Origin of the sequence: Nocardioides humi, assembly GCF_006494775.1 — a bacterium.
GTDB lineage: Bacteria > Actinomycetota > Actinomycetes > Propionibacteriales > Nocardioidaceae > Nocardioides > Nocardioides humi.
On sequence record NZ_CP041146.1, the window covers coordinates 4,721,200 to 4,735,408 of the forward strand.

Sequence of the window (14,209 nt, forward strand, 5' to 3'; positions counted from 1 at the left end):
CGGGGTGCCGGTAGGGCCGCGAGCTGCACGGGATCTAGCATAGGCGTCCATGTCCGAGCTCCAGAACGCGAACCTCCTGATCACGGGGGGCACGGGCTCCTTCGGCAAGGCGTTCATCCGGTACGCGCTCGACCACCTCGAGCCGGCCCGCCTGGTGATCTACTCGCGCGACGAGCTCAAGCAGTACGAGGTCCGTCAGCTCTTCGGCGACGACCCGCGGCTGCGCTGGTTCATCGGCGACATCCGCGACGAGCGGCGCCTGGTCCGCGCCATGCACGGCGTCACCCATGTGGTGCACGCGGCGGCGCTGAAGCAGGTCGACACCGCGGAGTACAACCCGTTCGAGTTCGTGAAGACCAACGTGCTGGGCAGCCAGAACGTCATCGAGGCCGCGATCGACGCGGGCGTGAAGAAGGTCGTGGCGCTCTCCACCGACAAGGCGTCGAGCCCGATCAACCTCTACGGCGCCACGAAGCTCACCGCCGACAAGCTCTTCATCTCGGGCAACCACTACGCCGCCGGCTACGACTCGCGGTTCGCCGTCGTCCGCTACGGCAACGTGATGGGCAGCCGCGGCTCGGTGATCCCGTTCTTCCGCCGTCTCGCGGCCGAGGGGCGTCCGCTGCCGATCACCGACCTGCGCTGCACCCGCTTCTTCATCACGCTCGAGGCCGCCGTGCGCATGGTCGTCGACACCTTCGACCTGATGCACGGCGGCGAGCTGCTCGTGCCCCGCATCCCGTCGATGAAGGTCACCGACCTCGCGCACGCGATCGCCCCGGGCGCGGAGCTCGTCGACGTCGGCCTGCGGCCGGGGGAGAAGCTCCACGAGGAGATGATCAGCCCGGAGGAGGGCCGCCGGGCCGTGGTCGTCCAGGACGGCAAGTACTTCATCATCCAGCCGGACCTCGCGACGTGGGGCTACGAGCAGCCCGCGGGCGCGGTGCCGGTGCCGCCGGACTTCGCCTACCGGTCGAACACCAACGACCAGTGGTACACCGCCGAGGAGCTCGCCGGCCTGCTCGACCTGGAGTCCTGATGTTCCCCTACGGACGGCAGTCCATCTCCGAGGAGGACGTCGAGGCCGTCGCCGAGGTGCTGCGGGGCGACTGGCTGACGACGGGGCCCCTCGTCACCGAGCTCGAGCGGGCGATCGGCGAGCTCGCCGGCGGGCACCGGGCGGTCTCCGCGACGTCCGGGACCGCGGCCCTCCACATGGCGTACGCCGCCGCCGGGGCCGGTCCCGGCACCGAGGTGGTCTGCCCGCCGATGACCTTCGTCGCCTCCGCGTCGTCGGCCTCGATCCTCGGCGCGACCCTCGTCTTCGCCGACGTCGACCGCGAGACCGGGCTGATCGACCCGGGCGCCGTCGAGGCGGCCGTCGGTCCGCGGACCCGGGTGGTCACCGCCGTCGACTACGCCGGCCAGCCCGCCGACTACGACGCGCTGCAGCCGCTGGCCGACGCCGCCGGGGCGCTCACCCTCGCCGACGCCGCCCACTCGGTCGGGGGCACCTCCCTCGGCCGTCCGGTCGGGGACCTGGCCGACATCACCACCCTGTCCTTCTTCCCGACCAAGAACATGACGACGGGCGAGGGCGGGGCCGCGGTCTTCAAGGACGGCGACCTCGCCCAGCGCGCCCACGAGTTCCACTTCATCGGGCTGGTCCGCGACCCTGCGCGGTTCCGGATCACCGACGAGGGCCCGTGGCACCAGGAGGTCCACGAGCTCGGCCTCAACTACCGGCTGACCGACATCGCCTGCGCGCTGGGCCTCTCCCAGCTGCGGCGGCTCGGCGCGTTCAAGCGCCGGCGGGCCGAGATCGTCGCGCGGTACGACGCCGCACTGGCCGGGATGGACGGCGTGAGCACGCTCGGCCGCCGCGAGGGCGTCGACCCGACCTGGCACCTCTACGTCGCGCGGATCCTCGACGGCCGGCGCCGCGAGGTGTTCGAGGCGATGCGGGCCGCGGGCATCGGCGTCCAGGTCAACTACATCCCGGTCTACTGGCACCCGGTCTACGCCGATCTCGGCTACCGGCGCGGGCTGTGCCCCAACGCCGAGGCGTTCTACGCGGAGCAGCTGTCGCTACCGCTGTTTCCCGCGATGACCGACGACGACGTCGACCGCGTGGTGGAGGCGCTCGCGGACGCTCTGGCGTGACGGGGGCGGCGCCGGAGCCGGCGTACCCGGCCCGTCGACGAGGCGGGTCATGAGGCCGGCGACCCGCTCCGTGGCCCGTCCGTCCACCCCGCCCGCGTGGTAGCGGTCGAGCGACTCCTCGGCCCGGGCCAGGCGGGCGGCCCGCAGCGCCGGGTCCTCGAGGAGCTCCTGGATCCGGTCCGCCAGGTCGTCGGGCCCGGCCTCGACGATCCCGGACCCCGCGTCGAAGGCGGGCGGCCCCGCCCGCAGCGCGACACCGGCGAGGTTGACCCCCGGCGTCCGCGCGAGCATGCCCTCGACCAGGTAGTTGGAGTCGACGGCCACCAGCACGTCGGCGGCCGCGGCCCACTCCTGGGTGTCCTCGGAGGTGTAGCGGAGCTCCAGCGCGCTGTCGGCCGCGGTGAGCGGCTCGACGGCCTCCCGGCCCTTCTCAGAGTTGCTCGGCCGGTCCTTGACCACGGCGCTGAGCCGGACGCCCCGCGCGGCGAGCTGCTCGCAGGCGCGCAGGAACGCCCGCAGCGTGTCCTCGTGGGCGTTGCCGGTGTCCAGGGCGGTCAGCCGCCCCGACGAGGTCGTCCCGAACACGACGAGGGGCAGGTCCGGGTCGAGGCCGTGCTTCTCCCGGAGGGACCGGCGGATCGCCTCCTTGTCGCGCCGGAGCTCGGCGTACCCGTCCCAGGCGGGGTTCCCGGTGGCGACGATCCGGTCCGGGGCGATGCCGAGGTCGAGGTAGCCCTCGGCGCCCCGCTCGCCGTACACCGCCAGCACGTCGGCCATCAGGTGCGCGTGCACGGTGTAGGGATCCACCAGCGCCAGGGAGTGCGCGAGGTGCAGGCTCGGCAGGCGGCGGGCGCGCGCCCAGGCGAAGGCCACCTTGCTCGCCGGCAGGAGGTCCTCGCTGCCCACCATGAGGCGGAGGTCGTACGTCGCCCGCGCCATCACCAGCCCCTGGAGGACAGCCGCGGGGGCGGGAAGGTCCTCGTGGACCCGGCGGCGGACCAGCTCGCGCAGCCGGTCGGCCGCCGCGGGGTCGAGCCCGCCGGGCAGCCAGTCGCCGGTGTCGAGGTGGGCGTCGAGGTCGGCGACCGCCTCGCCGATCCGGATGTCCTGCCGGCGCCTCAGCGGGACGAGCTGGTCGAGGACGACGACCTCGGCGCCGCGCCGGTCGGCGATCGTGCGCAGCAGGGGAGTGGCGCCCGCCCCGGGGGTGAGCAGGACGTCGGCCGGACGCTCGGCGAGGAACCGGTCGAGGGCCGGGAGGTGCTTGTCCCACAGCAGGGACACGACGGCGGTGGCCATCACGGCTCCTCGGGGAAGCGGTGGAAGTGGTGGGTGAGCAGGTCGCCCACCAGCTGGTAGTCGGCCGCCAGGGTGAGGTCCACCCCGCGGCGCAGGCGTCCCTCGCAGCCCTGCGCCCACCCGCGCATCAGCGCCGTCGCCTCGGCGTCGGCGGTGCGCGCGGCCCGCCACTCGGCGTACTCCGCCGCGTGGGGCGGGGTGAGGAGGGAGTCCACGGGGACCGCGTGATCCAGCCGCTCGGCCTGCTCCAGCAGCGCGAAGGCCAGGTAGCGGGCGCGGGGCGAGGCGAGCAGCGGGGCGAGGTCGTCGCCGCCGACCTGCTCCAGCGCCGACGCGAGGGTCCGCCGGGACCAGGGCCCGTGCGGGCGGCCGGCCGCGGATCCTCGGCCCGCGCGCCGCTCCAGGACGAGCAGCAGGCGGTGCGTCGCTCCCAGCGGCAGCCCGGCCACGACGGTCCGCTCGAGGAGGTCGACCAGGGCCGCGAGGCGGGGGTCCTCGGGGAGCCAGGACAGGAGCCGGCGCCATGCGTGGGTCCGTTCGAGCGCCGCGAGGGGGGTGGGCTGGTCCGCCGGACCGCCGAGCAGCAGCCCGTACGGCACCGCGTCGACGACGTCCAGCCGGGCCGCGCCCGCGGCCGCGCCGAGGGCGTCCGGGCTCGGCGGGCCGGCCCAGGTCGCGAGCACCCGGGCCCCGGCCGGCAGGCGCCGGGTACGACGCCGCAGCGACCGGGCCCAGGACCCTCCCTGGCCCAGGTCGGTCAGCACGACGGCGCCGTCGGTCCGGTGTCGCTCGACCACGGCGTCCCGCAGCGCCTGCGCCGTGCCGGGCGGCGTCGGGTCGGGCGCGGATCCCGCGACTACGTCTCCCACGCGCGGAGACTATCCACGGCCCCCAGTGCGTTCAACATGTGGACGTCCATCTCGGAATCCGGGACCCCGATTGAGGGCAATCACCGGATAGCCCCTAGGCTGTGCGTGCTCATCCAGAGGGACTGAGGGAACGGCCCTGAGAAGTCCCGGCAACCGCCGCGAACTCCCGTCGTGCCACCTGCGTGCAGGGGTCGGCGTCGCGGAAACGGTGCCAAATCCGACCCGGGCGAGAGCCGCGCGGGACAGATGAGAAGGAGGAATCCATGAGCGCCGTTGTGACCGAGTCCGAGACGACGACCACGACCCGGCCGGGGCTGCGCGAGGGCGCGTTCGGCAACGCCACCGCCCTCTCCTGTCGCGAGTGCGGCCACCAGGTCGCCCTGGGCCCGTTCTACGCGTGTCCGGAGTGCTTCGGTCCGTTGGAGATCTCCTACGCCTTCCCGGCCGTGACCCGCGAGGAGATCGAGGCCGGCCCCCGCAACATCTGGCGCTACAAGGCGCTGCTGCCGGTCCCGACCGACATCGAGACCAGCCCCAACACCGAGCCCGGCTTCACCCGCCTGCTCGAGGCGAGGAACCTCGCCGCCGAGCTCGGCATCGCCAAGCTCTGGGTCAAGGACGACTCGACCAACCCCACGAACTCCTTCAAGGACCGCGTCGTCGCCTGCGCGCTGAGCGCCGCCCGCGAGCTGGGCGCGACGACCTTCGCCTGCCCCTCGACCGGCAACCTCGCCAACGCCGTGGCCGCGGCCGGCGCCCGCGCCGGGATCAAGACGGTCGTCTTCATCCCGAGCAACCTGGAGACGCCGAAGCAGGTCAACTCCGCGATCTTCACCGAGAACCTCGTCGCCGTCGACGGCAACTACGACGACGTCAACAAGCTCGCCTCCGAGATCGCCGGCGAGGAGGAGGGCTGGGCGTTCGTCAACGTCAACGTGCGGCCCTACTACGCCGAGGGGTCCAAGACCCTGGGCTACGAGATCGCCGAGCAGCTCGGCTGGCGGCTGCCCGACCAGATCGTGATCCCGGTCGCCTCCGGCTCCCAGCTCACCAAGGTCGACAAGGCCTTCCAGGAGCTGATCAAGCTCGGCCTGGTCGAGGACAAGCCCTACCGGGTCTTCGGGGCCCAGGCCGAGGGCTGCGGCCCGGTCGCGACCGCCTACAAGGCCGGCGTCGACGCGATCCGCCCGGTCAAGCCGGACACCATCGCCAAGAGCCTGGCCATCGGCAACCCCGCCGACGGCATCTACGTCCTCGACATCGCCCGTCGCACCGGCGGCGCCGTCGAGGAGGTCACCGACGAGGAGATCCGCGCCGGCATCGTGCTGCTCGCCCGCACCGAGGGCATCTTCACCGAGACCGCCGGCGGCACGACGCTCGCCGTCACCAAGAAGCTGGTCGAGTCCGGCCAGCTCGACCCGAGCCTCGAGACCGTTGTCATCAACACCGGCCACGGCCTGAAGACCCTCGACGCGGTCTCCGGCCAGGTCGGCGCCGCGGCCACCATCCCTCCGACCTACAGCGCCTTCAAGGCGACCGGCCTCTGAGCCCCACCCACCAGCAAGAACCCCAGGCAGAAGGAACCTCCATGGCAGTCAGCGTCCGGATCCCCACCATCCTCCGCACCTACACCGGCGGCGACTCCGAGGTGAGCGCCACCGGCGCCACCCTGGCGGAGATCCTCGACGACCTCGACGCCAACTACTCCGGCATCAAGGGCCGGATCCTCGACGAGGACGGCAAGCTGCGCCGCTTCGTCAACGTCTACGTCAACAACGACGACGTGCGCTTCGAGCAGGAGCTCGCCACGCCCACCCCCGACGGCGCCGAGGTCTCGGTGATCCCCGCGGTCGCCGGCGGCTGCTGAGTCATCCCCGCCGCTCGCGCAGGTGGGCGGCCTCGGCCTCGTTCCCGCACTGCGCCAGCGCGGTGTCGTAGGCCAGCCGCGCCTCCTCGGGCCGGCCCAGCCGGGCCAGCAGCTCCGCGCGTACGGCGGGCAGCCGGTGCCCCGGCAGCGCGACGCCGTCGAGCGCGGCCAGCCCGGCCGCCGGCCCGTCCCGCTCGGCGATCGCGACCGCCCGGTTGAGGCGCACGACCGGCGACTCGCGCAGGGCCAGCAGCTCGTCGTACCGGTCGACGATGCGGTCCCAGCGGGTCTCGCCGGCGGTGACGGCGATGGCGTGCTCGGCGGCGATCAGCGCCTGGAGCAGGTACGGCGCCGGGGGCGCGGCGACCAGCGGGCGCAGCAGGTCGAGCGCCTCGAGCGCCTCGTCGTGGTGCCAGCGGGTGCGGTCCTGGTCGGGCAGCAGCACCAGCCGGCCGTCGACCGCGCGGGCGTCGCGGCGGGCGTGCTGGAGGACCATCAGGGCGAGCAGGGCGTCCAGCTCGTCGTACCTCTCCGGCAGCACGGAGCGCAGCACCCGCACCAGCCGCACCGCCTCGCCGGCCACGTCGGCGCGGAGCACGTCGGCGCCCGATCCGGGCGCGTACCCGCTGGTGAACGCCAGGTAGGCCACGTCGGCGACGGCGTCGACCCGGGCGCCCAGCTCCCCCGGAGGAGGTACGACGAAGGCCGCGCCCGCCAGCCGACGGCGGGCCCGGGTCAGCCGGGCCGCCATGGTCGCGGTCGGCACCAGGAACAGGCGCGCGACGTCCTCCGTCGCGACGCCGAGCACCAGACGCAGGGTGAGCGCGGCCGACGCCTCGCGGGACAGCGACGGATGGGCGCACAGGAGCACCAGGCGCAGCCGCTCGTCCATCACGGCCTCTCCTTCCGGCGGCGCGGCCAGCATCCGCTGCGCCTGCTGCTGCAGGGACGCCTCCACCTCCAGCAGCGGCACCTTCCGGGCCGCGACCGCCTCCGTGCGCAGCGCGTCGGTGATCCGGCGGCGGGCCGTGGTCAGCAGCCAGCCCTGCGGGTTCGCCGGAGCGCCGGTCTCCGGCCAGGTGCGGGCGGCCGCCTCGAACGCGTCCGCCAGGCCGTCCTCGGCGAGGTCGACCCGGCGGCACCACGCGGCGAGCAGGGCCAGCAGCCGGCCCCACTCGTCGCGCAGGACGCGCTCGAGCCGCTCCACTGCGGGGGGCTACTCCGGGGCCGCCAGGCAGGCGCGCACCTCGACCGTGTCGCCGGTGCGGGCCAGGATCGCGCAGAGCTCCAGCAGGTCGTCGAGGTCGTCGCTCTCGACGACGTAGAAGCCGCCGAGCTGCTCGACCGACTCGACGTACGGGCCCTCGGTCAGGACGGTCCCGTCGCCGCTGGGCCGCACGACCCGGGCGGTGCGCGAGCTGTCCAGCTGCGCACCGCCGGTGATCCGGTGGCCGCGCTCCTCCAGCAGCCGGCTGAACTCGCCGTGCTGGTCGTACATCGCGGCCTGCTCCGCGGGGCTCGCTGCCTCCCAGGCCTTCTCGTCGCCGGTCAGCAGTACGACGTACTCGGTCATCGCCGATCATCTCCTCAGGGGTGGTGGTGAGTCTGTCACCCCGATGACGGGCGAGGAACCGCCGGATCGACAGGCTCAGCCCAGCAATTGCGCCGCCAGCGCCGCGCTGGCCGGGTAGTCGACCTTGCTCACCGGCGTGCGAGGCACCTCGTCGACGAAGAGCACCGTCTTGGGCACCTTGTAGTTGGAGATGAGCGCCCGGCAGTGCGCGCGCACGTCGTCCTCGGTGAGGGCGGTGCCGTCGCGGCGCTGCACCAGGGCGGTGACCTGCTGGCCCCAGCGCTCGTGCGGGGTGCCGACGACGACCGCGTCGAAGACGTCGTCGTGGCGCAGCAGCACCGCCTCGACTTCCTCGGGGTGGACCTTCTCGCCGCCGGTGTTGATGCACACCGAGCCGCGGCCCAGCACGGTCACCGAGCCGTCCTCCTCGCGGCGGGCGAAGTCGCCGGGGATCGCCCAGCGCACGCCGTCGATCTCCTTGAAGGTGGCGGCCGTCTTGACCGGGTCCTTGTAGTAGCCGAGCGGGACCGGGCCGGAGCGGCCGAGCATCCCGTCGACGCCGACCGGGCACGGCTTCAGGTCGGGGTCGAAGACCTCCACCTGGTCGGTGACGGTGAACCGCGGCGCGCTCTGGCCGCCGTCGGTGCCGTCGTCGATCCGGGACCCGGTGGCGCCGGACTCCGAGGCGCCGTAGGAGTCGAGGATGAACCTCCCCGGCAGCGCGCGGCGGATCTCCTCTCGTACGCCGTCCGAGAGCGGCGCCGCGCCGTTGGACACCGCCGCCAGGCTGGACAGGTCCCACCGGTCCGGCTCGGCGAGGATCGCCTCCGCGACCGGGCGGCCCATCGCGTCGCCGAGGAAGGTCAGCGAGACCACCTTCGCCCTCTCCACGAGGTCGAGGATCTTGACCGGGTCGAAGTGCGGCTCGGTGTAGAGCGCGACGGTCTGGCCCGCCACGTGGCCGTTGCCCAGGATCCACTGGCTCCCGCCGTGCATCATCGGGCCGCAGGCCAGCAGCACCATCGGGCTCTCGACCGCCCTGGCCTCCTCGACCAGCTGCTCGACCGAGTCCAGCGGCGCGCCGTACCGCGCGGCGTTGAGGGCGGCGCGGATCAGGTCCTCGTTGCGCCAGACCACGCCCTTGGGGTTGCCGGTGGTGCCGCCCGTGTAGAGGACGTAGTGGTCGTCGGCGCTGCGTCCGGTGATGCTCCGCTCGGGGGACGCGGCGGCCAGGGCGGCGTCGTACTCCTCGCCGAGGACGATGGTGGTCCGCAGGGCCGGGGTGTCGAGCTCGGCGAGCGCGTCGACGTACTCGGGGGCGACGATGGCGGCCACGCAGTCGGCGTTGTCGTAGAGGTAGGCGAGCTCGTCGCGGAGGTACTTGTAGTTGATGTTGATCGGGACCGCCCGCGCCTTGAGGCAGCCGTAGAGCGCGTCGATCCACTCGATCCGGTTGGTGGAGTGCACCGCGACGTGCTCGCCGGGCCGGATGCCGAGGCCGACGAGATGGTTGGCCAGCCGGGTGGAGCGCTCGTCGATCTCGGCGAAGGTCCAGACCCGGTCGCCGGTGTGGACGGCGGCGCGGTCGGGGAGGCCGTCGGCCATCGCCTCGAGCACGTCGGCCAGGTTGATCGGGCGCGGGGTGGTCTGCGTGGTCGGTGTGGTGGGGGTCACAGTGGACAGCCTGCCAAACTAGAACGCGTTCTCGCTACAGAATGGGACAGGTGACCGACCACCACTACGCGCTCGACCTGGCCTGGCAGGGCAACCGCGGCACCGGGACCAGCGGCTACCGCGACTACGACCGCGACGTCCGCCTCACCGCCGCCGGCAAGCCCGACCTGCTCGGCTCCGCCGACCCGACCTTCCGCGGCGACGCGAGCCGCTGGAACCCCGAGGAGCTGCTGCTCGCCGCGCTCGCCCAGTGCCACCTGCTGTCGTACCTCCACTCGGCGGTCAGCCACGGCGTCGTCGTGGTGGCGTACGACGACAGCCCGGTCGGCACCATGGCGCAGATCGGGCAGGGCGGCCGGTTCACCTCGGTCACGCTGCGCCCCCGGGTCACCGTCGCCGACGCCGGCATGGTCGAGACCGCGCGGGAGATCCACGCCGAGGCGAGCCGGAACTGCTTCATCGCCGCGTCGGTGAGCTTCCCCGTCGGCCACGAGCCGGTGATCGAGGTCGCAGCGGGCTGACACCCGCGCGCCACCGGCCCGCCACGATCCGTTCAGGATCGTCTGGTTCAAAGCAGCCATGAGCCGCGCCCGCACCGCCCTGGTCGCCGCCGGCGTGGTCCTCGCCGGCGTGGGCGTGACGACGGGCGGCGGGCGCGAGCTGCTGCGGCGGCAGGCGGCGATCGCGCGGGCCCGGATCGGCAAGCCGCTGGGCGAGGACGCGATCCCGGCGGACAAGGTGTGGAAGAGGAAGTCGTACGACGGCCCGCCGCTCCACCTGCTCGTCCTGGGCGACTCGATCGCCGCCGGGCTGGGGGCCGAGCGACCGAAGGACACCCTCGGCGCGCGGATCGCCCGTGGTCTCGCGGGCGAGCTGCGGCGGCCGGTGGCCCTGCGGACGGCGGCGGTCGTCGGCTCGGAGAGCTCGGCGCTGGCCGGACAGCTGGACGGGCTGACCGGCGGCTACCACGCCGACGTCGCGGTGATCGTGGTCGGCGGCAACGACGTCACCCACCGGGTGCCCACGGCGACCGCCGCGGCCCTGTTGGAGGAGGCCGTGGTCCGGCTGCGCACGCAGGGGACCGAGGTCGTGGTCGGCACCTGCCCGGACCTCGGGGCGCTCCGGCCGGTCCCGCAGCCGCTGCGCTCGCTGGGCTCGCGGATGTCGCGCCAGCTGGCCGTGGCGCAGGCGGAGGTCGCCGTACGCAACGGGGCGCACGCGGTCTCGCTCGCCCACGTCGTCGGGCCCTTCTTCATCACCAACCCCGACGAGATGTTCAGCCTGGACCGGTTCCACCCGAGCGCTCTGGGCTACAAGCGCACCGCCAAGGCGCTGCTGCCGTCGGTGCTGCTGGCGCTCGGGCACGCGGAGCGGGTGCCGTTCGGACACACCGCCCCGCCTCCTAGTCTCGAGCCGTGACCTCCGTCCTGCTCGCGACCTTCGACCTGATGCCCGACGGCGAGCCCGGCGGCGCCGCGCTGACCGAGGCCCTCGCCGCCCGCGGGATCGAGGCGCGGTGGGTGTGCTGGGACGACCTGACGGTCGACTGGGCCGCCGCCGACCTGGTGGCGGTGCGCTCGACCTGGGACTACCACCGTCGGCTGCCGGCCTTCCTCGCCTGGGCGCGGGAGGTCGCGGCCGTGACGACGCTGCTCAACGGAGCCGAGGTGTTCGCCTGGAACGCCGACAAGGCCTATCTCGCGGAGCTCGCCGCCGTCGTACCCGCCGTCCCGGTCGTCCCCACGACCACCCTCGACGACACCGACCTCGCCGGCGGGCTGGCCGCGGCGCTCGGGCGCTGGGGGAGCGTGGTCGTCAAGCCGCGCACGGGTGCCGGCGGCGTGGGCGTCGTGGTCGTCGAGAGCATCGCCGACCCACGGCTCGAGGGCCTGGTCGCCGGGCCGTGGATCGCCCAGCCGCTCGTCGACTCGGTGCGCACGACGGGCGAGTCCTCGGTCTACGTCCTCGACGGCGTCGCGGTCGCCCAGGTCGACAAGGTCGCGGCCGCGGGCGAGGTCCGGGTCCACGAGCTCTACGGCGGCCGCAGCGAGCCGGTCGCGCTCGACCCGGCGCGCGCGGCGGTCGCGGCGGACGCCGTACGCACGGTGGCGGCGCGGCGGGACGCGGACCTGGCGTACGCGCGGGTCGACCTGATGTCCTGGGAGGGGCGCTGGGTGGTCAGCGAGCTGGAGCTGATCGAGCCCGGCCTGTACCTCGACGTCGAGCCGGCCAACGCCGAGCGCTTCGCGGCCCTCGTCGCGGGGCGGCTGGGACGGTCCTGAACCGGGTTCCTCCTTGCACTCGCCATGGTCGAGTGCTAAACATGGCGTTAGCACTCTCGTCTGGAGAGTGACAACGGACATCGCGAAGGAATCGCAGGAGTTATGTCGAAGCTGATTGCTTTCAACGAGGAGGCCCGGCGCGGCCTCGAGCGTGGCATGAACACGCTCGCGGACGCCGTGAAGGTCACCCTGGGCCCCAAGGGCCGCAACGTCGTGCTGGAGAAGAAGTGGGGCGCCCCCACGATCACCAACGACGGTGTCTCCATCGCCAAGGAGATCGAGCTCGAGGACCCCTACGAGAAGATCGGCGCCGAGCTGGTCAAGGAGGTCGCCAAGAAGACGGACGACGTCGCCGGTGACGGTACGACGACCGCGACCGTCCTCGCCCAGGCGCTGGTCCGCGAGGGTCTGCGCAATGTCGCCGCCGGCGCGAACCCGATGGGTCTCAAGCGCGGCATCGAGGCCGCCGTCTCCGCCGTCTCCGAGCAGCTGCTCGGCATGGCCAAGGAGGTCGAGACCCGCGAGCAGATCGCCGCGACCGCGACCATCTCCGCCGGTGGCGACACCACCGTCGGCGACGCCATCGCCGAGGCGATGGACAAGGTCGGCAAGGAGGGCGTGATCACGGTCGAGGAGTCGAACACCTTCGGCATCGACCTCGAGCTCACCGAGGGCATGCGGTTCGACAAGGGCTACATCTCGGCCTACTTCGTCACCGACCCTGAGCGCATGGAGACCGTCCTCGAGGACGCCTACGTGCTCATCGCCAACTCCAAGGTCAGCAACGTCAAGGACCTGCTGCCGCTGCTGGAGAAGGTCATGCAGTCGGGCAAGCCGCTCGTCATCATCGCCGAGGACGTCGACGGCGAGGCGCTGTCGACCCTGGTCGTCAACAAGATCCGCGGCACCTTCAAGTCCGTCGCGGTCAAGGCGCCCGGCTTCGGCGACCGCCGCAAGGCCATGCTGCAGGACATCGCCATCCTCACCGGCGGCCAGGTCATCTCCGAGGAGGTCGGCCTCAAGCTGGAGACCGCCGGTCTCGAGCTGCTCGGCCAGGCCCGCAAGGTCGTCATCACCAAGGACGAGACCACCATCGTCGAGGGTGCCGGCGACGCGGCCCAGATCGAGGGCCGGGTCAACCAGATCCGCGCCGAGATCGAGAGCTCCGACTCCGACTACGACCGCGAGAAGCTGCAGGAGCGCCTCGCCAAGCTGGCCGGCGGCGTGGCCGTCATCAAGGTCGGCGCGGCCACCGAGGTCGAGCTCAAGGAGCGCAAGCACCGCATCGAGGACGCCGTCCGCAACGCGAAGGCGGCCGTCGAGGAGGGCATCCTCCCCGGTGGTGGCGTCGCGCTGGTCCAGGCCGCCGCTGCCGCGTTCGAGAAGCTCGAGCTCGACGGCGACGAGGCCACCGGTGCCTCCATCGTCAAGGCCTCGGTCTCCGCTCCGCTCAAGCAGATCGCCATCAACGCCGGCCTCGAGGGCGGCGTCGTCGCGGAGAAGGTCGCCGGCCTCCCCGCCGGCCAGGGCCTCAACGCCGCCACCGGCGACTACGTCGACCTGCTGGCCGAGGGCATCATCGACCCGGCCAAGGTGACCCGCTCGGCCCTCCAGAACGCCGCGTCCATCGCCGCGCTGTTCCTCACCACCGAGGCCGTCGTCGCCGACAAGCCGGAGAAGGCCGCCCCCGCCGGCGACCCGACCGGTGGCATGGGCGGCATGGACTTCTGAGTCCACCGCTTTCTCAGCAACACTCGCAGGGCCCTCGCTTCGGCGGGGGCCCTGTGGCACTATTTCGGCCTGACGACCGGGTTGGGTCGAGCCTCAGCCTCTTGTCGACAGACTCTTGTGCGGAACGCTGAGGCGTGCTGCCTGCGAAATTCCCGGTGCGGCGTGCGGCCTCAAACGCGGCGCTATGTCGCGGTCGCGTCAGCGACCAGGGTGATACTCGCCTGTCAGGTACCGGATGAATCGGTCAGCACGATCGATATACGTGTGGACCGTGTTCTCGCTCAGGCCAGCTTCGCGAAGATCTCGCTCGAACTCGCCAAGGCTGGTCCTCAGTTCTGTCGTCGTCCAGATTCTGTCCATGAGCATCAGCGTGGATGTAAACACTGGGGGCTTGTATAGTGCATCGACCCAGGCGAACGATTCGGCAACCTCGCGGCGATGACGCGCCGGCAAGCGGCGGAAGGACACAGCCGTCCGCGCCGGCGGTGCAGAAAGTGTCGGACGTCCCTCCTAGCCTCCAGGCGTCGCCAAGTCGGCGGCGAGCAGAAATAGGAGTAACCCGTGAAGGTTTCGGCTTACCACTCCAGCAACAAGTCCGACCCGGACGTCTATCACGACCACAGCGACTGTCCCACCGGTCAGCAGATTCCCTCGTACGACAAGGTCAGCGGCACCGGCGGTTTCCCGCGCTGCAAGCAGTGCGTTGATAAGGGGTGACCGTTTGGCGCTGGGGCCCGGTGAGCCCCTGACG

General features: G+C 72.6%; 14 protein-coding genes and 1 riboswitch. Of the genes, 9 read left to right on the forward strand and 5 right to left on the reverse strand.

Translation table 11 applies throughout. From position 1 onward, the window contains the following. Positions 1–49: 49 nt before the first annotated feature. Positions 50–1,039, forward strand: a complete 990-nt coding sequence (gene pseB, locus FIV44_RS22805; RefSeq protein ID WP_141006438.1) for a UDP-N-acetylglucosamine 4,6-dehydratase (inverting) — start codon at positions 50–52, stop codon at positions 1,037–1,039. Then, the gene (locus tag FIV44_RS22810; RefSeq protein WP_141006439.1) at positions 1,039–2,163 is read left to right on the forward strand and encodes a DegT/DnrJ/EryC1/StrS family aminotransferase; all 1,125 of its coding nucleotides are present in this window, start codon (positions 1,039–1,041) and stop codon (positions 2,161–2,163) included. The genes pseB and FIV44_RS22810 overlap by 1 nt, the downstream gene beginning before the upstream one ends. On the opposite strand, the gene FIV44_RS22815 is transcribed toward FIV44_RS22810, so the two are convergent. Then, a complete protein-coding gene (locus tag FIV44_RS22815; protein ID WP_141006440.1) occupies positions 2,089–3,462 on the reverse strand; it encodes a glycosyltransferase family protein in 1,374 nt (457 codons plus the stop codon). The two genes, FIV44_RS22810 and FIV44_RS22815, sit on opposite strands and share 75 nt — an antisense overlap. After that, entirely contained in the window at positions 3,462–4,331 is an 870-nt protein-coding gene (locus FIV44_RS22820; RefSeq protein WP_141006441.1) for a hypothetical protein, read from the reverse strand. Before FIV44_RS22820 ends, FIV44_RS22815 begins: the two co-directional genes overlap by 1 nt. Positions 4,332–4,437: 106 nt before the next feature. Next, a riboswitch (SAM riboswitch) is annotated at positions 4,438–4,584 on the forward strand. A gap of 10 nt (positions 4,585–4,594) precedes the next feature. Here FIV44_RS22820 and thrC point away from each other — a divergent pair. Together thrC and FIV44_RS22830 are read left to right on the forward strand one after the other, a co-directional pair. Beyond that, positions 4,595–5,878: a threonine synthase gene (thrC, locus tag FIV44_RS22825; protein WP_141006442.1), complete on the forward strand. Its 1,284-nt coding sequence runs from the start codon at positions 4,595–4,597 to the stop codon at positions 5,876–5,878. A 41-nt stretch (positions 5,879–5,919) separates the two neighbouring features. Further along, complete coding sequence (locus FIV44_RS22830) at positions 5,920–6,198, forward strand: MoaD/ThiS family protein (protein WP_141006443.1); 279 nt, start codon at positions 5,920–5,922, stop codon at positions 6,196–6,198. Between the two features lies 1 nt (position 6,199). Here FIV44_RS22830 and FIV44_RS22835 read toward each other — a convergent pair whose 3' ends face one another. From FIV44_RS22835 to FIV44_RS22845, 3 genes are all read right to left on the reverse strand, one after another. Then, positions 6,200–7,405, reverse strand: a complete 1,206-nt coding sequence (locus FIV44_RS22835; RefSeq protein WP_141006444.1) for an RNA polymerase sigma factor — start codon at positions 7,403–7,405, stop codon at positions 6,200–6,202. A 9-nt stretch (positions 7,406–7,414) separates the two neighbouring features. Then, a complete protein-coding gene (locus FIV44_RS22840) occupies positions 7,415–7,771 on the reverse strand; it encodes a YciI family protein (protein ID WP_141006445.1) in 357 nt (118 codons plus the stop codon). A gap of 75 nt (positions 7,772–7,846) precedes the next feature. Next, the gene (locus FIV44_RS22845) at positions 7,847–9,445 is read right to left on the reverse strand and encodes an AMP-binding protein (RefSeq protein ID WP_141006446.1); all 1,599 of its coding nucleotides are present in this window, start codon (positions 9,443–9,445) and stop codon (positions 7,847–7,849) included. Between the two features lie 50 nt (positions 9,446–9,495). On the opposite strand from FIV44_RS22845, the gene FIV44_RS22850 reads away from it, so the two are divergent. The 5 genes from FIV44_RS22850 (at position 9,496) to FIV44_RS30800 (ending at position 14,175) form a co-directional block, all read left to right on the forward strand. After that, positions 9,496–9,966 (forward strand): OsmC family protein, encoded by a 471-nt coding sequence (locus FIV44_RS22850; RefSeq protein WP_246086567.1) that lies wholly within the window; start codon positions 9,496–9,498, stop codon positions 9,964–9,966. Between the two features lie 58 nt (positions 9,967–10,024). Next, complete coding sequence (locus FIV44_RS22855) at positions 10,025–10,864, forward strand: SGNH/GDSL hydrolase family protein (RefSeq protein ID WP_141006448.1); 840 nt, start codon at positions 10,025–10,027, stop codon at positions 10,862–10,864. After that, a complete protein-coding gene (locus tag FIV44_RS22860) occupies positions 10,861–11,727 on the forward strand; it encodes an ATP-grasp domain-containing protein (RefSeq protein WP_141006449.1) in 867 nt (288 codons plus the stop codon). Before FIV44_RS22855 ends, FIV44_RS22860 begins: the two co-directional genes overlap by 4 nt. A gap of 102 nt (positions 11,728–11,829) precedes the next feature. After that, the gene (gene groL / locus FIV44_RS22865) at positions 11,830–13,458 is read left to right on the forward strand and encodes a chaperonin GroEL (RefSeq protein WP_141006450.1); all 1,629 of its coding nucleotides are present in this window, start codon (positions 11,830–11,832) and stop codon (positions 13,456–13,458) included. Between the two features lie 561 nt (positions 13,459–14,019). Beyond that, a complete protein-coding gene (locus FIV44_RS30800; protein ID WP_181410773.1) occupies positions 14,020–14,175 on the forward strand; it encodes a hypothetical protein in 156 nt (51 codons plus the stop codon). Positions 14,176–14,209: the final 34 nt, after the last annotated feature.